Below are 19,235 nucleotides of genomic sequence, written 5' to 3' on the forward strand. Positions count from 1 at the left end.
TTCCCTTACCACCTTGATATGCTCGAGTTCATCAAATAGCAGCAATTATGGAGTTATTGTTATGGCCTTTAACAATTTTGCGAATTGTAGTGATAATAATTATCATTAACAATATTTAATTAAATCATTCTTATGAATTTATGGATGAAATTACTGTTTAATATTCAAACTTTAATCTGGGATTTCTATTAAGAAAAATTTCAAAATAAACTTATTTTTCAGTTTTTTACCTAAGATTAAAAAATGTAATTATTTTCTATTTAAAGCTTTTTATCAAAAGGTTTATAAATACAACTAAATCTAGATTTAAAGTTTTATATCTTTCAGAAAATAAAAATAGCCTCACGAATGAGGCTATTTTTTGATGAGGGAAGAAGCTAAAACTTAGTATTTAAAGTTCAGAGAAAGAACTGCGTTACGGCCTTCTGCTTCAGTTGCATAGTGAGATGCATAAGCTTTAGTGAAATAACGTTCATCAGATAAGTTATTTACATTTAACTGCAGGTCAACATTTTGATTTACGTTATAACGTGCCATGGCATCATAGCGTACATAACCTGGAACATATTTAGTATTCGCTAGGTCACCATACACTTTGTCCATCGCAACTGCACCCGCACCGATTGTTAACGCAGGGGTTAGATCATAAGTCGTCCAAAGTGTGGCTGAGTTTTTCGCAACGTTAGGCATTTTATTTCCATTGTATGGACTATCTTCATTTGTACATACAGTTGGTCGACCGCTACATTTTTTTCCATTATCAACAGCTTCACTGTCTAGGTATGTATAGCCCGCAGAGACTGCCCATTTATCAGTAAGATTACCGTTTAAACCAAGCTCAAAGCCATCTACCTTACTTTCACCAACGTTAGCATAAGTAGTCGGTGTTAACTGAACTCGAGCATTCTGTTTTTCAGTACGGAAAATTGCAGCAGTCAAATTCAATTTGTCATTAAATAGATCCCATTTCGTACCAATTTCAAATGTGCGGCTTTCTTCAGGATCGAGATTGCTATAATTTTCTGCAATACCTTCTGAACCATCACCTGAGTCAACACCTACAGGGTTGGCTGAAGTAGCGAAGCTTGTGTAAATAGATCCATTTTCACGCGGTTTAAAAGTAAGACCTGCCTGGTAAGTGAAGAAATCAGCGTCACTTGAAATGGTTTCACCTGAAGCATTGGTTTTTTGCTTGGTATCAAAGTCATCCCAACGCAATCCTAAGTCCAATAACCATTGCGGATTGAGTTCAATGTTATCCAGTAAATAAATAGAAGCTGTTTCTGTGGTAGTGGTCGTGGTAGCTCTGTTGGCTGTACGAGCACCTAACCATTGATCACGTGAGTTTGGATTGGTTAAAGAAGTACACCATGCATCATTATTTGCACAATCACTGTTAAATCCACCTGTCGTGCTATCAGGGTAGCCAGGGTAGGTGGTTGAATAGTTACCTTTATCAGATTCTTGTTTAGAGTATTCAACACCTGTATTAAAGCTATGCTTTAGAGCACCGGTATTAAACTTACCTGCTAAAGAAAGTTGATCGCTAAAGGTTTCTGTATCTGTAATCCGTGAGTTAATACGACGCCATACTTTATCATTGAGTACGTTACCTTTTGAGTCATCAGGCTGCGTCCATAGATAATCATTTTTTGACTTGCTATAAATAGCAGTATTACTCAAAGTCAAATCATCAGTCAGATCATGTTCTAATTTAAGTGTACCAATCTGATTTTCTTGTTTCTGGAAATCACGATTTAATAAACCATAGTAGATGCCTTGTTTAACATCGATAGGTTTACCGACAGTCGCTTTTTTATCTTTGTCATAATTATATGGAACACCAGCATCAGGCGTATCATCAGATTTTAAGTAGTAATAGCTTAAAGTCCCACGAGTAGGAGTATCCAGGCCAAAACTGATACTTGGTGCAATACCTACACGTTTATATTCAGCGCCGTCTTTCTGACCTGCTTTTTCATTTTGATGACCCATCATAGCAATACGCGCTGCAATGCCATTACCGAAATCTTTGTTGCCATCTAAAGTGATGCGCTGGTAATTATCGGTACCTTGTGCAATGGAACCTTCTAAAGAATCACCAGCTTTAGCAACCTTAGAGATCATGTTGATGCTACCGCCAGTCGTACCGGCACCGCCCATTGCAGAAGAAGAGCCTTTGGTCACTTCAACCTGTTCGACCGCAAACATTTCACGGTTTTGTGAAGTCGCGCTACGAACTCCATCTACATACATTGAGCTTTCAGAGTTATAACCACGAATAAATGGACGATCGCCATTCGGGTTGCCACCTTCACCCGCACCCAAAGTAATACCAGGTACAGTACGTAAAGCATCAGAAAGTGTAGTGACTTGAGTGTCTTCAATCAGTTGCTTAGAAATGACTGATACAGATTTAGGTGTATCCAGTAAAGGTGCAACAAATTTCTTATTTGCGGAATTATCTACTTTTAAACTTGGTGTCTGTTCAGCTTTAACTTCTTGATGAATAGTTTCGAGCTTGACCACATTTTCATCAGCCACAGCATTTACGGTTACAATCGAGAGGGAAGAGGCAATCGCCGATGAAACGAGTTTTTTACGTGATTTGATAAACGACATGTGGGAACCCGAAAAAAGCATAAAATTTATGTATGCGAATAATAATAATTCTTATTTAAATTAAGAATTACTTGACGATAGGAAATGACGATTTTAAGGATTGTATTAATTGGTTTGATCAATGTGATAGTGTATCAAAATGTTTCTAAGTTAATGTATTTAAAATAGATCTGATTAATAGATTATTATCGTTACTTTTATTGAGATTATTAGAGTTTAAAAATTTTGAAGAAAAGATAAAGAAAAGTTTACTAAAAGTCCTATAAAAATCCATAAATGCCGATGAATGAGATGATCCGTCCAGTTTGAGTAATCAATATATCTACTCTTATTTGAGGGAAGGGATATTTAATCAAAGAAAAATGAATTTGACTGAATAAATTTGATTATTACAGCATCAATAAAGACGATTCAAGTATTGTGTTTTGTATATCTGCAAATGTTGTCATATAATGTGGCACATTTTTATAAACCTGTTATTACCAAATATATAGAGGAAGCCATGCAAGTAACTTCTGAAGCGGTTTCGGGCGTTGCCCGTCGTTTAAATGTTTCTGTACCGACGAGCCGTATTAATGAGCAATTTGAAGCTCGTTTAAAACGCACTGCTAAAACTGCGAAGATCAACGGCTTCCGTCCAGGTAAAGTACCTGTAAACGTAGTTCGTCGTGAATACGGCGCTGGTATCTACCAAGAAGTTGTCAACGACATCATTCGCGACACAGTTTTCGAAGCAATCCAACAAGAAAAAATCAACGCTGTTGGTATGCCAAACATCGAAAAAACTGAAATGAAAGATGATGCTTTAGTTTATGAAGCGACTGTTGAAGTTTATCCAGAAGTTGAAGTGAAATTCGAAGGTCTGGAAGTTGAACGTAAAGCGTCTGAAGTAAATGATAAAGACGTTGAGAAGATGATTGAAAATCTTCAAAAACAACGCGCTTCTTGGGCTGAAACTAAAGGCATGGCTAAAAAAGACATGCAAGTAACTTTCGACTTCGAAGGTACTGTTGATGGCGAAAAATTTGAAGGCGGCGCTGCGCAAGACTTTAAACTTGTTTTAGGTTCTGGTCGTATGATCCCTGGCTTCGAAGATGGCATCATCGGTATGAAGAAAGGCGAAGAGAAAGTGATCGATGTTACTTTCCCTGAAGATTACCAAGCTGAAAACCTTGCTGGTAAACAAGCTCAATTCAAAATCAATGTGAAACTTGTTGAAAAACAAAAACTTCCAGAAATTGATGCTGAATTCCTGAAAATCTTCGGTATTTCTGAAGAAGATGGCGTTGAAAAACTGAAAGCTGACGTTCGTAAAAACATGGAACGTGAAGTGAAAAACGGCCTGCGTAACCAGGTTAAAGGCGCAACTTTCGATGCACTTGTAGCTGCAAACGAAGTTGAACTTCCATCTGCAATGGTTGCTCAAGAAATTGACCGTCAACGTCAACAAATGATCCAGCAGTTCACTCAACAGTTCGGTGCTCAAGGCGCGAAAGCATTTGATTCAAGCATGCTTCCAGATGACCTGTTCAAAGAACAAGCTGAGAAATCAGTTAAACTTGGCGTATTGGTAAGCCGCATTCTTGCTGATGCGAAAATCGAAGTAGATCAAGCGCGCGTTGAAGCTTATATCGAAGACATGGCTTCTTCTTACGAAGATCCAAACGAAGTGATTGAATACTTCAAAAATGACAAGCAACAACGTGCTCAAATCGAAGCAGTTGTACTTGAAGATCAAGTTGTTGATCACATTCTGTCATCTGCTAAAGTGACTGATGCGACTGTAAGCTATGAAGACTTATTGAAAGAGCAACAAGCTCGTCAACAAGGCTAATTCAAGCTTTCCATAAAAAGGCGCTTCGTGCGCCTTTTTTCATATTAGTAATTTCTTGACATATCTGATTTTCACAAAACTAATGCAAAAAATATGATGGAATTATTCGCGATTATTTTGCAATTTCATTGATTATCCCTCATATTGTGATTATGGATTAAGTCACAAAAATTTAGGAATAAATAAACCTATGTATGTTCCAACGATTGAAAACGCTTTAGTGCCAATGGTGGTAGAACAATCCTCTCGTGGTGAGCGTTCTTTTGATATTTATTCACGCCTTTTACGTGAGCGGGTAATTTTTCTGACAGGTGAAGTTGAAGACAATATGGCCAACCTGATCGTTGCGCAAATGTTGTTTTTAGAAGCTGAGAACCCAGATAAAGATATTCATTTATATATCAACTCACCGGGTGGTTCGGTGACTGCTGGCATGGCGATCTACGATACCATGCAGTTTATTAAACCGGATGTTGTGACTTACTGTATGGGTCAGGCAGCATCAATGGGTGCATTCCTGCTCAATGCAGGAACTAAAGGCAAACGTTACTGCCTTGAAAATGCACGTGTCATGATTCACCAGCCTTTGGGTGGTTTCAAAGGCCAGGCATCAGATATTGAAATTCACGCACGTGAAATTCTGTTCATTAAAGAACGTTTAAACCGTTTAATGGCTGAACATAGCGGTCAGGACTATGAAAAAGTGGCACGCGATACAGACCGTGACAACTTCATGACTGCTCAGCAAGCGAAAGAATACGGTCTTGTGGATGAAGTTCTAACGAAACGTCCATAAGTTTTAGAGATTGAGATATTGGAGTAAATATGTCCGAACATCCTCAAGGACAAAAGCATTGTTCATTTTGCGGTAAAACGCAGTCTGAAGTCGGAAAGCTGATTGCAGGCGAGGACGCATACATTTGTAATGAATGTGTGGACGTATGCTTAGATTTGGTTCAAACCAGTCAACAGGTCGAAACCAATGACTGGGCGAACCGTCCTTTACCGAAACCGCATGAAATCCGTGCGGCGCTCGATCAATATGTGATTGGTCAGGACGTAGCGAAAAAGACATTATCTGTGGCCGTATACAACCATTACAAACGTCTGAAAGTACAGACCAATGGTAAGAAAGCAGATGATTCCGTTGAAATTGCCAAAAGTAATATCCTGCTGGTCGGTCCGACCGGTTCAGGTAAAACCTTGCTGGCACAAACCCTTGCCCGTCTTCTGGACGTTCCATTTGCCATGGCAGATGCAACAACCCTAACTGAAGCGGGTTATGTGGGTGAAGATGTTGAAAACATTGTACAAAAGCTTTTGCAAAAAGCTGATTACGATGTCGAAAAAGCGCAAAAGGGCATTATCTATATCGATGAAATCGACAAGATTACCCGTAAATCTGAAAACCCATCCATTACTCGTGATGTATCAGGTGAAGGCGTACAGCAAGCCTTGCTGAAAATGATCGAAGGTACGGTTGCTTCAATTCCACCACAAGGTGGTCGTAAGCATCCGCAGCAGGAATTCATTCAGGTTGATACCTCGAATATCCTGTTCATCTGTGGCGGTGCATTCTCAGGTCTTGAGAAAATCGTACAGCAGCGTCAGGAGAAAGGTGGTATTGGCTTTACTGCAGAAGTCCGTAATAAAGACGAAAGCAAAAAGTTGTCTGAATTGTTCCGTCAGGTCGAAGCGACTGACTTAGTGAAATTTGGTCTGATTCCAGAATTCATTGGTCGTTTACCCGTGATTGCGACTTTGGATGAGCTCGATGAAGAAGCTTTAATGCAGATTCTGACTGAGCCGAAGAATGCATTAACTCGTCAATATAAACATTTGTTTGAGATGGAAAATGTGGACTTGGTCTTTGAAGATTCAGCACTACGTGCCGTTGCGAAAAAAGCACTGGAACGTAATACTGGTGCGCGTGGCCTGCGTTCGATTCTGGAAAATTCATTGCTAGAAACCATGTATGACCTGCCGAGTCGTAGCGATGTAGGCACCGTGGTGGTGAATGAAGCTGTCATTAATGGTGAAGCTGCACCAGAATTTCGTGCTGAACGTCAACCACATGATGAGCCAGAAACAGCGGCAAAAGTTGATTTAAAGGTGGTGAATAGCAAATCTGCTTGATTGCTATTCGTCAGAAACGTGCGAAAACCCCGTGTTTTCGCACGTTTTTTATTTCCAAAAGATAAAAGCAGATGCTAATCTCAACATCTAGGCGTGGACGCCGAAAGCTATAAAAATATATCGCAAAGCACTTGCATACAAGAATAAAGACGCAGTGAGGGATAAGCATGCGTGGAGTCGCAATGGTGCTCATCGGCAGTTTGGCGCTGATGGGTTGTCACGGTAAAAAAGCCGTAGTTGAGCCTACACAGCCACTCAGCACTTTAAAAAATATTGATCTTGAAAAAAAACCAGGCTTCGTCGAACAGCATCGGGTGGGGATGTTTACAATTGGCGGCTGGGTCAACCAGAAACAGGGCAATCATTTTCAGGCAGTTAAACCTCAGCATGAGGATGCAGCAATTGTTTATTTATACCGCCCGGATTCCAAATGGAACCGTCAGGAAATTGTCGCTGCCAGCCTATTTATCAATCAGCATCGTATTCCGAGTTTATTGCATAATCATCATTACTGGATTGAGTTACCTGCAGGCACTTATCGCTTGAGTACCAGCCGTCCTTTAGGTGCTTTGCACTTCCAGAAACCTAAATATCTGGACTTTACCGTAGAAGCGGGTCAATCCTATTTTATTAAGTATGATGAAGAAAATCTAAGCACCCGTCGTAGTGTTCCGGGACCTCTGATGCTGATGCCGAGCAGTGTGGGCCTCAATGAAATTGCTTTTACCCAGTTAAAATCGGACAGTTTTAACTTTTTTGCACAGGATCAGGAAACTGGGAAAATCCGCAAGAAAGCCCAGAAAATTAAGGCAACTGAATATGATCCATCTACAGATGTACAGTTAACCACACCGTTTAAACTCTGGGATCCAAGAACCTGGTAATTAATTTTAAAATTCCAATAAAAAAGCACCCATTAAGGGTGCTTTTTTATATAGCTTAAATTAACCCGCAGCAGCGTCAACTACTGGAATTTTGCCAATTTTCGCTTGCCAGATTTTTGGAGCAGTCGCGTGTACAGATGTACCATTTACGTCAACTGCTACAGATACAGGCATATCTTTCACTACAAACTTGTAGATCGCTTCCATGCCCAAATCAGCAAATGCAACCACTTCAGCTTCACGGATTGCTTTAGATACGAGGTATGCAGCACCACCTACAGCCATGAGGTAAGTCGCTTTGTTGTCTTTAATTGCTTCAACAGCAGCAGGACCACGGTCCGCTTTACCAATCATGCCGTAAAGACCAGTTGCTTCTAATACCTGGCGAGTGAATTTATCCATACGAGTTGCAGTTGTTGGACCTGCAGGACCTACAACTTCATCACCTACTGGATCAACAGGACCTACGTAGTAGATAAATTTGCCTTTCAGATCAACAGGAAGTTCTTCACCGTTGTTCAGCATATCTACCATACGTTTGTGTGCAGCATCACGGCCAGTATAGATTGTACCGTTTAGAAGCAGCGTATCACCTGGTTTCCAAGAGTTCATTTCTTCTTGAGTGATGTTGTCTAGGTCAACACGTTTAGAAGATGAAGAATCCCAAGTGACTGATGGGTAGTCTTCAAGGCTTGGTGCTTGAATATGCGCAACGCCTGAACCATCAAGTGTGAAGTGTGCGTGACGGGTTGCAGCACAGTTCGGGATCATGCCGACTGGTTTGCCCGCAGCGTGACAAGGGTAATCTTTGATCTTGATGTCTAGAACAGTGGTTAAACCACCAAGACCTTGAGCACCAATGCCCAATGCGTTTACTTTCTCGAAGATTTCGATACGAAGTTCTTCAAGTTTGTTTTGTGGGCCACGACGAAGCAATTCGTCCATGTTGATCTCTTCCATCAATGCTTCTTTTGCAAGCATCATGGCTTTTTCAGCAGTACCACCAATACCGATACCCAGCATACCAGGAGGACACCAGCCTGCACCCATAGTTGGAACAGTTTTTAATACCCAGTCTACGATTGAATCGGATGGGTTCAACATTGCCAGTTTAGATTTGTTTTCTGAACCGCCACCCTTAGCAGCAACAGTGATGTCTACTTTGTTACCTGGAACAAGTTTGTGATAGATCACAGCAGGCGTGTTGTCTTTGGTGTTCTTACGGCCAAAAGCAGGGTCAGCCAGTACAGATGCACGAAGTACGTTAGAGTTTTCAAGATAACCTTGACGTACACCTTCGTTGATCGCATCGTCCAGGCTCATGGTTAAATCAAATTTAACGTCCATGCCCACTTCAACAAATACGTTGACGATACCAGTATCCTGGCAGATAGGGCGGTGGCCTTCTGCACACATGCGTGAGTTAATTAAGATTTGCGCGATCGCATCTTTCGCAGCTTTGTTCTCTTCACGGTCGTACGCACGGCTCATCGCTTGGATGAAGTCTTGTGGATGATAGTAAGAAATGAACTGAAGCGCATCTTTAACCGATGTGATCAAGTCATCTTGCTTGATAATAGTTGTCATACAAATATCTCTTGAGCGGGCTGTTAGCTAGCGGGCTAAATTATAAGACAAATGAATCCGGTTGTGGGCGTTTTGCAGGGACATTGGCCAAAAGTTTATAGTTTAAGCAATAAGGAAAATTACTTTGGCTGAAAGATTGGTTAAAAATGACAGGTTTTTGTCATATTTACTGTCATATTTCAGCTTAAAATTTATTGGAATATAATTAAATATATTCTAAATATATGATTTTTATTAATTAATTAAAATTATGAAAATTTCATCATTGTCATATAACTGTCATAAAACTTTTACATAATGCGCTTATCAAATGAATGATGAGTTTTCTTTATGACCCTGACTAGTGTATTGATGGTAATTGCTTTTAGTCTTTATATCGCTGCTACTTGGTTCTACGGCCAGAAAGAAGATCAAGCTTAAGCTTTATCTTCTTTTTTACATTTTAAGAGCTAAAAAATTAGCCTATCTTCAAATCTTCAAATCTTCAAATCTTCAAATCTTCAAATCTTCAAATCTTCAAATCTTCAAATCTTCAAATCTTCAAATTACCTTAATAAAAAAACAATATTTCAATCATCTTGGCCTTGCCACAACACGCCTGTGACACAGTTATTTTTCTTCATTACATTATTAACCCAGAAAAACCCAAAGCCTGAAAACCCTTACACACAGCCAATTTTTTAGGGCTTAGACTGAGGTCTCTCAACTTCTATAAATAGGGCAATTGGAATGAGTAACTTTAATACAAATGACATCAAAGAACATGCTTCAGTAATTGCTTCAGATGGTACTCAAGTTGGTAAAGTGGATCATTTAGAAGGTCAGGACAAGATTAAATTGACAAGAAGTGATGACGAGAATAATGAGCATCATCTGATTCCGGTCAGCTGGGTAAGCGAAGTGAAAGATGACAGCGTGATCTTGAATAAAACAGCAGAAGATGTGCACAAAGAATGGACCACGGTATAAGCATGATCGTTGCCTGACTTGTTCTGGTTTGGCTTAAATAGTCAAACTGGATGCAAGCTTAAATAGGCACTCTGATCTGTTAAAGTGGTAAATGCCAGCCTGTTCGGCTGGCATTTCTTTTGTGTCATCAATCTGTTTATTTTAGTTTTATTTACTCATAGAGCAGATTAAGAACCTGCATAATTTTTTGAGCTAGATAATCTGTAGATGATAGAACGCCTAATGATTACTGAGAAAACTTATAAATAGATCAATAAAAAAACCACCCGATCTTTTGACCGGATGGTTGTGGAGTGTTAAAGAAAATTAACTAGCTTGCTGATCTGCCTGAATCGCAGTTAAGGCTATAGTAAATACAATGTCATCGACCAGCGCACCACGTGACAGGTCATTCACCGGCTTGTTCAAGCCTTGCAGCATCGGACCGACACTCACGACATTTGCCGCACGTTGTACCGCTTTATAAGTGGTGTTACCAGTATTTAGATCAGGGAAGATAAACACATTGGCACGACCAGCGACTTGTGAATCTGGTGCTTTCTGACGCCCTACACTTTCAACTGAAGCGGCATCGTATTGCAGTGGACCATCAATCAACAGATCAGGACGACGCTGTTTCGCAATCTCAGTCGCTTTCGCCACTTTTTCTACGTCTGCACCTGTGCCTGAAGTCCCGGTAGAGTAAGAAATCATGGCAATACGTGGATCAATGCCAAAGGCTTTTGCAGAGTCAGCAGACTGAATTGCAATTTCAGCCAGTTGTTCAGCATCCGGATCTGGATTAATCGCACAGTCACCATAAACATAGACCTCATCTGGCAGCAGCATAAAGAATACTGAGGAAACCAGTGAATATTCAGGCGCTGTCTTGATCAACTGGAAAGCAGGACGAACGGTATTGGCAGTCGTATGTACTGCACCAGAAACCAGACCATCCACTTGATCAAGTGCCAGCATCATGGTGCCGAGTACGACAGTATCCTGTAGCTGTTCACGCGCCTGCAATTCATTGATTTTGCCTTTACGCAGTTCAACCATTTTTTCCACATAATTCTCGCGAATCAGGTCTGGATCAATAATTTCAAGATCGTGCGGTAATTCAATATTGCGTGCTTTAGCAACTTCAACCACTTCTTCCGGTTTTGCCAGCAAGATACAGTGCGCAATCCCACGAGATTGACAGATCGCAGCCGCCTGAATGGTACGTGGCTCATCACCTTCCGGAAGCACAATACGTTTTTTCGCAGTAATCGATTTTTGTACCAGTTCATGACGGAATGCAGAAGGAGACAGACGTGGCTTATAAGAACCATTGATTAGCTGTGCAATCCATTCTTCATTTAAATGACTGGACACAAAACGAGTGACCTGTTCAGCACGTTCAGTATCATCACATGGAATTTCATTGCTTAAATTGGCCAGACTTTGGGCAGTTTCAAAAGTGCTAAGTGGCGTATGCAGAATAGGCAGACCATGTTTAATCGCTGTCTGGCAGAACTCCAGTACAGCCGAATTTGGCTCATAATGTTCAGTCAGTACCAGACCTGCCAATGGAATGCCATTGCTGCTCGCCAAGCTACTTGCCAGCAAGACATCAATACGGTCTGATGCACTAATAATCAGTTCGCCAGCTACAAATTTATGCAATTCATGTTCAATGTTGGACGCAATTAAACTGCTGTGTAAGACACGGCGCTGTTTTGCTTCACCCAAGTTCACCCAGTCTGCTGAAATATGCGCTGCCAGGTCAGAAATACGTGGCACACTTAAAGTATTACTGAATGGAACCAGACCAATGACTGGAAGCTTTTCAGACCCAATATGGGCATGAGTTTTCTGAATAGCTGCTATAAATTTGTTGGTATCACTAATCAGGCGTAAACCAGGATCAATAGTCACCGGGATATGGGCAGAATCTTCAGGTAAGCCTTTGGTGCGCATAAATAATACGCCAGCCATACGGGTAGAAGAGGACCCACCCAGATAACGTAATTGGCTTTCAATTTTTTCAGCTGCCACTTCAGGCTGGTTGATATCAGCATTGCTGACAATGATGACTTTGGCATCGAGTGCCTGCGCCAAGGCTGCATTAAAGCTTGGCGCAAAGGTATCGCGGCTATTGGGCACCAAACCTTCAACAATAATCAGGTCGTGATTTTTGGCAATCTCACGATGCAGGCGTACTGCATCTTCAAGCAATTCATCTGTTTCACCAAGATTAAAGCGCTGAATCAGACTTTCATAAGCAATCGGTTCAACGGTTTCACTTTGGGATAAATGACGATAGAGTGCTGTAGTGCGATCTGTATCCTGACTTTTTTCCTGTGAAAAAGGTTTCACAAAGCCTGCCTTTACCCCTTGGCATTCTAAAGCATATACCAAACCTAAACAGGCTGAAGTTAAGCCAACGCCTTCCCCGGTCGGCACCAATAAAATCGTTTTCATAGTAATATCAGTCGCGCAATAATAGAAATTAGGTAAAAGGGAACCGGGCTTGCTTATGCAAGCGCAGCTTCAGGTTCAGACTTTTTTGCAGTGGCTTGCTCCACTTCATTCTCTACCACAGAATGAGTTTCTTTCGCGATTCGGCCTTCTTCATCAGTCGGAACTACCCAGATTTGTGGGCCTGTACCGTTATCGATCCGACCTTCTGTACCGCGTTTCAAACTGCTATTAGCGTCTTTATCCAGGTTGAAACCGAAATGTGGTAAATAAGCCATGGTTTTTTCACGGATATACGCCGAGTTTTCACCAATACCACCGGTAAAGAACAGACCATCAATACGTGGCAGACCACAGCTTAAAGCAGCTAAAGATTTCGCCAGACGGTAGCAGAATACTTCAATCGCAAGAGTCGCATCTTCACTACCTTGTTCTGAGGCTTCAATCAGGGTACGCATGTCATTAGACAGGTTGTCAGACAAACCAAGCAAGCCACTTTCTTTGTTGAGCATCTTGTCAATTTTATATACATCCCAGCCTAGGTTTGCAGCCAGGAAGCTATGCAAACTTGGATCGACATCACCACTACGGGTCCCCATCACCACACCTTCAAGTGGCGTCAGACCCATTGAGGTATCTACACTTTGGCCATTCCATACCGCACAGGTCGAACTACCATTACCGAGATGTGCTGTTAACCAGCCACCTTGCTTAAAGCTACCAGCCAGTTCAGAACCGCGATCGGACACATAAGCATGGCTGGTACCATGGAAACCATAACGACGTACGCCATATTCAGTATAAAGGAATTTAGGCAGCGCATAACGGTAAGCATGTGCCGGCATGGTTTGATGGAAAGCAGTATCGAATACTGCGACTTGTGGCAAGTCTGGGAATAAACGTTTAGTTGCTTCGATCCCGATCAGGTGAGCCGGATTGTGTAAAGGCGCAAGTGGAGTTGCTTCGCGAATTTTTTCAATAATCTCGTCAGTAATCAGTTCTGCCTTGGTCAGGCTGCCGCCATGTACCACACGGTGACCAATCGCATCCGGCTTATAGTTCGCCAGACGCTCTAAACCTACTTCTAGCGCTTTCTTATGATCTGCGAAAGGAATGTGAATATCGACTGGTTCATTACCGACAGTCACACCTTTAATACGGGCATTTTCTGTGCCTAAGTTCTCAGCTAAGCCGTGAATACGGAAATTCTTTTCTTCAAGCAATAGGGCAAACTTGATTGAAGAAGAGCCACAATTAATAACTAATACTGATTTAGACACGATTGTTTACCCGATTCTAATTAAAATTCTCATCCATTTTGTTGACCTGTCTGCTGGCAAAAGCGACACAAGATAGATCTGTGATCATGTTTTAACATGGGTTTTTTTACTGTCCTAGATAGACTTTAGCCGATTAGACTTAAGCATTATCGACCACAGCGACAATAATAATTAAAATTTATCAGTTCATAGTTTTCATTTATAAATAAAATACTGTTAAAAAATGATCTATTAAACTGTAGCTTATATTTCTTAAAAATAATGTTTATTTATTCTATCTTTTAGGTATGGATATGAAGAAATTATATGCAATTTTATAAAGGCTTCGTATTTACTTGAACATGTCTTTTATTCATCTAATGCATAAAAAATCAGCCTTGCGAACAAGGCTGATTTTATTATCTATTTACTGGCGAATCTGACCATCGCCGAAGACTACCCATTTCTGGGAAGTCAGGCCTTCTAAACCAACCGGGCCACGGGCATGAATCTTATCCGTCGAAATACCGATTTCCGCTCCTAGGCCATATTCGAAGCCGTCAGCAAAGCGGGTAGAGGCATTGATCATGACTGAACTCGAATCTACACCAGCTAAAAATTCACGAGCGATGCTGTAATTCTCAGTGATGATTGAATCGGTATGATGTGAGCCATATTTATTGATATGTTCAATGGCTTCCTCAACACCCGATACGATTTTAACTGCCAGAATCGGACCCAGATACTCGGTGTACCAGTCTTCTTCTGTTGCGGCACCTACCTGATTGCCCAAGATACGCTGGGTTTCACGACAACCGCGAAGCTCTACCTGTTTTTCCTGATACAATTCAGCAATTCGAGGTAGGAAATCTTCAGCCACTTTCTCATCAACCAGCAAAGTTTCCATGGCATTACATACGCCATAACGATGGGTTTTGGCATTTAAAGCAATGGGCAGTGCTTTGAGCAGATCAGCCTGTGCTTCAACATAAACATGACAATTCCCGTCCAAATGTTTAATCACAGGCACACGCGCCTCTTCAGTAATGCGTTCAATTAAGCCTTTGCCACCACGCGGTACGATCACATCGACATATTCAGTCAGGGTAATCAGCTGACCAACCGCAGCACGATCAGTCGTATTAATCACCTGAACTGATGCTTCAGGTAAACCTGCCACTTTTAAGCCATGCTGGATGGCAGTTGCAATGGCCTGGTTAGATTCCAGAGCTTCTGAACCGCCACGCAGAATAATCGCATTTCCAGATTTTAATGCCAGTGAAGCAGCTTCCAGAGTTACATTCGGACGTGATTCATAAATCATGCCCACTACGCCCAAAGGCACACGCATCTTGCCAAGCTGAATCCCTGTAGGACGGTAAGCCATATCAGTGATTTCACCAATTGGATCTTTCAGGCTGATCACATCTTTCAGGCCCTGTAACATACCTTTAAAGCGTGCGGGGTTGAGTTCTAAGCGATCAAGCAGGGCACTATCCAGATTGTTCTGGTGAGCTTTATTCATATCAATCTGGTTAGCAGCCAGAATAGCAGCTTGACTGTTTTCTAAAGCGGTATAAATTGCTGACAATGCGCTGTTTTTAGTTTGGGTAGACGCACGAGCCAAAATGCGAGAAGCCTGGCGTGCCTGCTGTCCTACCGTTTGCATATATTGTTCAATAGACTCTTGCATAGCGGTTCAATCACTTAGAAATTTCACTTTGATATTAACAGTCTGATGCCGGACAATGAAGCCCAACACTTAAAAATCATAAGCTTTTCACTGTTTCTAAACATTTTGAAATTGTTTTATCTTTAAAAGCAGATAAGTGGTTGTCGAATCAGTTGCTTGTGAAAAGCCGCTCTGTATAGAATGAAATGTAGCGACATAGATGTCATTGATATAATTACTACAGCGCAGGATGCGTGTTCAGGATAATCGGAATAATCCTGAAGCATAAGATCTGTAAATAATGACTTGCACAATAAAAATAAGGCAAGGACGGAGGAAAGGAATATGAATTCCATTATCCAGATGGATGCCCAGGCATTGGACCAACATAGCCATTACGGTTTTTTTGATCTTTATGATAAGCACAGTTTCAAGCAACCAGCACGTACGACATGGATCGATGGCTGGAAAATCGAGTATATGGCCATTGCGCGTCCTGATACTTTGCATATGCGCCCAATGGTGATTATTGGGGGAGCTTTTCAGAACTTTAATTCTTACAAATATTGTGTAGAACAGTTATTTGATGCGGGACCTATTATTTTAATTGATTTACCTTCCATGGGGGCCAACCAGCAAATTACTAACGTTGATACCGGCTTATCTGCAGGAACACTTGAACTGGAAGATCTGGCAGCGATGCTAGGCCAATGGCTGGAGCAGATGCAACTGCCTAAGGTGGCTATTCTAGGGATGTCTTTAGGTTCAGTGGTGGCTTCCTGCCTGGCAGATCAGCGTCCTGAACTGGTAGACCGTATGATTTTGATGGGTGTAATGCAGAAAACCCGCAAAAGCTGGCGCATGCTGCTGGAAGAATCTTTGCATTTAATGAAAGAACAGCGCATGGACGAATTTGGCCAAGCGGTGATTCTGTACTTGGTCAATCATGCACGTTTAAAAGAAACCCGCATGTCACCAACAGCAAAACGGCTGTTCTTTAAGCAGATGTCCGAGTTTACAGCGACAGAACAGGACCGCTATGACATCAACTGTAACCGTCTTTTAAGACTGACCAATGTACCGATTCCTCAATGCAAAGTTTTGGTGGCTTGCGGGCAGTATGACAGCTTTACCTTGCCGCATGAAAATGCCAATTTTGCCCTGCAATGTCCAAATATGCAGTATGTGCAGATTGCTTCTGCAGATCATGTACCTCAGTTACAGCGCCGTAAAGAAACCATGCATCTATTTGCAACTTTCCTGCGTGATGAGCCGGTTGATCAACTCGAAGGTATTATCCCGTTCACCCGTGAACAGATGCAGCAGATCGAACGACGTGGGGAAGAGCGGATTACGGTTCAGGATCCACAGCGTTATTTAAGTCATCGTCATTCTGATCTGGTATTCAAGGCAGAAATTATCGATATGAATTTCTTTGGGGTGTTGCTGGAATTAGAACCTGGATTAACTGATCAGGCAGCCGCGTATCCACGTGATCTGGCTTTACATCTGGAAGATGAAGAAGGCGAGTTCAAGATCGAATGTCTGATCTTCGAACATGATGACACTCAGTTACGTGCCTTGTTCAAGCATGGCAGTTTTGATGTAGCAGAGCGTTTATTACGCTTTGTCCAGAAAGAGAAAGCACTTCAACAGGCTGAAGTATTCGATGCAGTCATCTAAACAATAGAATTCATAAAAAACAGCGTAATTAAACGCTGTTTTTTTTCATTGCATGAATCATCCAGACTAAATCTCCCAAATGTTCATCCTGTTCATAATGAGGATTCTGCTGTCGAGGTTCTGCAAAATAACGTTGTGGCTGTTCGACCTCCACCTGCATAAACCCAGCTTGCTGAAAAAACTGCTGTAGTTCTTGAGGTGATTTAAAATGAAAGGTAAATGCACTGCGTGACATGAATTTTAGCAGACGGCTACAAGCCCAGATAAAGCTTGCCAGTTTATTTTTGACCGGTTCAGGATAAATATCACTGAGATAATGCACTTCACTGAAACCTTGACCATATTCGTTAATACCTTTGAGCAAGGTAAACAGCATTTTTTGATCAAAGTAATTGATCAGGCCTTCACTAATAATGACTAAAGGCTGCTGCGGGTCAAAGACTTTAAAAATATTCGCCAGTTCTGCACTAAAAATATCGCCGCTCAATACTTCCGGGGCATCCTGATCAATCTGCTGCAAAGCATTAGTTTTGATCTTGGCCATATCGGGCAGATCCAGCTCCCGATAATTAATCCCGGGAAATTTCTGTCTAAAGTTCCAGCTGCGTGGAGAAAGACCGCTGGCAATTTCCAGTACCTGTAATTGAGGATATTTACTAATTAACTGACTTAAGTGTTCATCAATCATTTGATGACGCTGTTTCAGGGTGGTACGCATACTGCCACCGACATGACGCTCAGCCCATGACTCCAGTGGATGAACCAGTTTGGCAAGAAATTTACCTTTAGAGGTGGCAAATACCGGATGTGAAATCCCCATTTTGTACCAGATATAGCCGGTATAATGTGCGGTAAAAGAAATATGGCGGTGTTGCGAAAGAGATTCTGTCATGTCGTCCTGACCTTATTGTTGTTTTAATTCAATGCTGCTCATTAATATAGCAGTCTTTTCAACATGATAATAAAAAAGGAACACCTTGTCGTGTTCCTTTGTCGTATTCAGATCATTTAAAAATTACAGAACCTGATCTCTAAACTGGCTGATTTCATCACGGATCTGGCGCCACTCATCTCCAAGATCCAGTTCAGTGCCGATCTGAATCTCTGGAATTTTTCCGCGCATGCGTTCCAGACGCTGCTGATTTGGCAGCGGTAGCTCCTGAATGCCTTCAAGTGCGATACACTGTGCTGCGCGATCATTGCAGACTAACCCCATATCACAACCTGCTTTCAATGCCGCCTGAATACGGGCATCGGCACCACCAGCCACACAGGCAGCCTGCATGCTTAAATCATCCGAGAACAGTACGCCGTCGAATCCAAGTTCTTGACGTAACACCTTCTGAATCCAGAATTCTGAAAAACCGGCTGGATTTGGATCAACCTGACTATAGATAACATGGGCAGGCATAAGCGCATCCAGTTGGGATTGTAACTGGATAAAAGTCTGCATATCCTTTTGCTGGATTTCTTCATAGCTGCGCATATCAATGGCAGCGGCCACATGCGAATCGGCCTTAACCGAACCATGTCCCGGGAAATGCTTACCGGTCGAAGCCATGCCAGCACGTTTCATACCTTTCAGAAAAGCACCAGCTAGTGGAATAATATCTTGAATATTTTTGGCGAAACTACGGTCACCAATCACATCGCTAATATCATTTAAATCCAGCACAGGCGCAAAACTGAAGTCAATTCCAACTGCCAGTACTTCGGTGGCCATCAACCAGCCACATTTCTCGGTCAGTTCCAGCGCTTTTTCACGATTAGTCTGGTAAAGCTCACCAAATTTACCCATGGCAGGCAGTAGGGTAAAGCCCTGTTTCAAGCGCTGTACACGGCCACCTTCCTGATCCGCCGCAATCAGAATATCTGGACGGACCTGACGCATATGATCAGTCAAAGCGCGGACTTGGGCAGGAGATTCAATATTGCGACCGAATAAAATTACACCACCGACTTGTGGTGCACCCAAGAGTTCAATATCTTCTTGAGTAAGGGTAGTGCCTGCGATGTCGAGCATCAATGCGCCAATCATATGCGGAATCCATTTTAGAATTTTCGGGGAAAACAATACCTGAATTCTGCAATGATTTGCTACACTTTGTCAGCACAGAATATGATAAAACTACACGACATAAACATAT

Annotated in this window: 13 protein-coding genes; 6 read left to right on the forward strand and 7 right to left on the reverse strand. The window is 41.8% G+C overall.

Annotated features, from left to right (window positions below; genetic code table 11):
- Nucleotides 1-384: 384 nt before the first annotated feature.
- Nucleotides 385-2,622, reverse strand: coding sequence for a TonB-dependent siderophore receptor (locus tag FTU00_RS01995; protein ID WP_180104543.1), 2,238 nt, complete (start codon nucleotides 2,620-2,622; stop codon nucleotides 385-387).
- Nucleotides 2,623-3,124: 502 nt separating this feature from the next.
- Here FTU00_RS01995 and tig point away from each other — a divergent pair.
- The 4 genes from tig to FTU00_RS02015 all read left to right on the forward strand — a co-directional run bounded on the left by tig (nucleotide 3,125) and on the right by FTU00_RS02015 (nucleotide 7,476).
- Nucleotides 3,125-4,456: a trigger factor gene (gene tig / locus FTU00_RS02000; protein WP_004781984.1), complete on the forward strand. Its 1,332-nt coding sequence runs from the start codon at nucleotides 3,125-3,127 to the stop codon at nucleotides 4,454-4,456.
- A 190-nt stretch (nucleotides 4,457-4,646) separates the two neighbouring features.
- Nucleotides 4,647-5,252: an ATP-dependent Clp endopeptidase proteolytic subunit ClpP gene (gene clpP, locus FTU00_RS02005; RefSeq protein ID WP_004781985.1), complete on the forward strand. Its 606-nt coding sequence runs from the start codon at nucleotides 4,647-4,649 to the stop codon at nucleotides 5,250-5,252.
- Between the two features lie 29 nt (nucleotides 5,253-5,281).
- On the forward strand, nucleotides 5,282-6,592 hold the full coding sequence (gene clpX / locus FTU00_RS02010) for an ATP-dependent protease ATP-binding subunit ClpX (RefSeq protein ID WP_180178972.1): 1,311 nt from the start codon (nucleotides 5,282-5,284) through the stop codon (nucleotides 6,590-6,592).
- Between the two features lie 167 nt (nucleotides 6,593-6,759).
- Complete coding sequence (locus FTU00_RS02015) at nucleotides 6,760-7,476, forward strand: DUF2846 domain-containing protein (protein ID WP_004781989.1); 717 nt, start codon at nucleotides 6,760-6,762, stop codon at nucleotides 7,474-7,476.
- 60 nt (nucleotides 7,477-7,536) lie between these two features.
- Here the strand turns inward: FTU00_RS02015 and FTU00_RS02020 are convergent, their stop codons facing one another.
- Nucleotides 7,537-9,063, reverse strand: coding sequence for a fumarate hydratase (locus tag FTU00_RS02020; RefSeq protein ID WP_005232211.1), 1,527 nt, complete (start codon nucleotides 9,061-9,063; stop codon nucleotides 7,537-7,539).
- Between the two features lie 729 nt (nucleotides 9,064-9,792).
- Here FTU00_RS02020 and FTU00_RS02025 point away from each other — a divergent pair.
- Complete coding sequence (locus FTU00_RS02025; protein WP_166136309.1) at nucleotides 9,793-10,032, forward strand: DUF2171 domain-containing protein; 240 nt, start codon at nucleotides 9,793-9,795, stop codon at nucleotides 10,030-10,032.
- 306 nt (nucleotides 10,033-10,338) lie between these two features.
- On the opposite strand, the gene pta is transcribed toward FTU00_RS02025, so the two are convergent.
- The 3 genes from pta to FTU00_RS02040 all read right to left on the reverse strand — a co-directional run bounded on the left by pta (nucleotide 10,339) and on the right by FTU00_RS02040 (nucleotide 15,426).
- A complete protein-coding gene (gene pta, locus FTU00_RS02030; protein ID WP_180025108.1) occupies nucleotides 10,339-12,477 on the reverse strand; it encodes a phosphate acetyltransferase in 2,139 nt (712 codons plus the stop codon).
- 53 nt (nucleotides 12,478-12,530) lie between these two features.
- Nucleotides 12,531-13,754, reverse strand: coding sequence for an acetate kinase (locus tag FTU00_RS02035; protein WP_180178973.1), 1,224 nt, complete (start codon nucleotides 13,752-13,754; stop codon nucleotides 12,531-12,533).
- Between the two features lie 406 nt (nucleotides 13,755-14,160).
- Nucleotides 14,161-15,426 (reverse strand): glutamate-5-semialdehyde dehydrogenase, encoded by a 1,266-nt coding sequence (locus FTU00_RS02040; RefSeq protein WP_180178974.1) that lies wholly within the window; start codon nucleotides 15,424-15,426, stop codon nucleotides 14,161-14,163.
- A 324-nt stretch (nucleotides 15,427-15,750) separates the two neighbouring features.
- Here FTU00_RS02040 and FTU00_RS02045 point away from each other — a divergent pair, with 324 nt between their 5' ends.
- Entirely contained in the window at nucleotides 15,751-17,088 is a 1,338-nt protein-coding gene (locus FTU00_RS02045; RefSeq protein WP_180178975.1) for an alpha/beta fold hydrolase, read from the forward strand.
- A 28-nt stretch (nucleotides 17,089-17,116) separates the two neighbouring features.
- On the opposite strand, the gene FTU00_RS02050 is transcribed toward FTU00_RS02045, so the two are convergent.
- Both FTU00_RS02050 and nagZ read right to left on the reverse strand, forming a co-directional pair.
- Nucleotides 17,117-17,980: a class I SAM-dependent methyltransferase gene (locus FTU00_RS02050; protein ID WP_180178976.1), complete on the reverse strand. Its 864-nt coding sequence runs from the start codon at nucleotides 17,978-17,980 to the stop codon at nucleotides 17,117-17,119.
- 123 nt (nucleotides 17,981-18,103) lie between these two features.
- Nucleotides 18,104-19,126 (reverse strand): beta-N-acetylhexosaminidase, encoded by a 1,023-nt coding sequence (gene nagZ / locus FTU00_RS02055; protein WP_180178977.1) that lies wholly within the window; start codon nucleotides 19,124-19,126, stop codon nucleotides 18,104-18,106.
- Nucleotides 19,127-19,235: the final 109 nt, after the last annotated feature.

The organism is Acinetobacter sp. YH12041, from assembly GCF_013419975.1.
In the GTDB taxonomy this organism is placed as follows: Bacteria; Pseudomonadota; Gammaproteobacteria; order Pseudomonadales; family Moraxellaceae; genus Acinetobacter.

What these genes read in the sequence shown, in the direction of transcription:
- FTU00_RS01995 (WP_180104543.1), bottom strand. Translation starts at nt 2,622, where the DNA reads ATGTCGTTTATCAAATCACGTAAAAAACTCGTTTCATCGGCGATTGCC.
- tig (WP_004781984.1), top strand. Translation starts at nt 3,125, where the DNA reads ATGCAAGTAACTTCTGAAGCGGTTTCGGGCGTTGCCCGTCGTTTAAAT.
- clpP (WP_004781985.1), top strand. Translation starts at nt 4,647, where the DNA reads ATGTATGTTCCAACGATTGAAAACGCTTTAGTGCCAATGGTGGTAGAA.
- clpX (WP_180178972.1), top strand. Translation starts at nt 5,282, where the DNA reads ATGTCCGAACATCCTCAAGGACAAAAGCATTGTTCATTTTGCGGTAAA.
- FTU00_RS02015 (WP_004781989.1), top strand. Translation starts at nt 6,760, where the DNA reads ATGCGTGGAGTCGCAATGGTGCTCATCGGCAGTTTGGCGCTGATGGGT.
- FTU00_RS02020 (WP_005232211.1), bottom strand. Translation starts at nt 9,063, where the DNA reads ATGACAACTATTATCAAGCAAGATGACTTGATCACATCGGTTAAAGAT.
- FTU00_RS02025 (WP_166136309.1), top strand. Translation starts at nt 9,793, where the DNA reads ATGAGTAACTTTAATACAAATGACATCAAAGAACATGCTTCAGTAATT.
- pta (WP_180025108.1), bottom strand. Translation starts at nt 12,477, where the DNA reads ATGAAAACGATTTTATTGGTGCCGACCGGGGAAGGCGTTGGCTTAACT.
- FTU00_RS02040 (WP_180178974.1), bottom strand. Translation starts at nt 15,426, where the DNA reads ATGCAAGAGTCTATTGAACAATATATGCAAACGGTAGGACAGCAGGCA.
- FTU00_RS02045 (WP_180178975.1), top strand. Translation starts at nt 15,751, where the DNA reads ATGAATTCCATTATCCAGATGGATGCCCAGGCATTGGACCAACATAGC.
- FTU00_RS02050 (WP_180178976.1), bottom strand. Translation starts at nt 17,980, where the DNA reads ATGACAGAATCTCTTTCGCAACACCGCCATATTTCTTTTACCGCACAT.
- nagZ (WP_180178977.1), bottom strand. Translation starts at nt 19,126, where the DNA reads ATGATTGGCGCATTGATGCTCGACATCGCAGGCACTACCCTTACTCAA.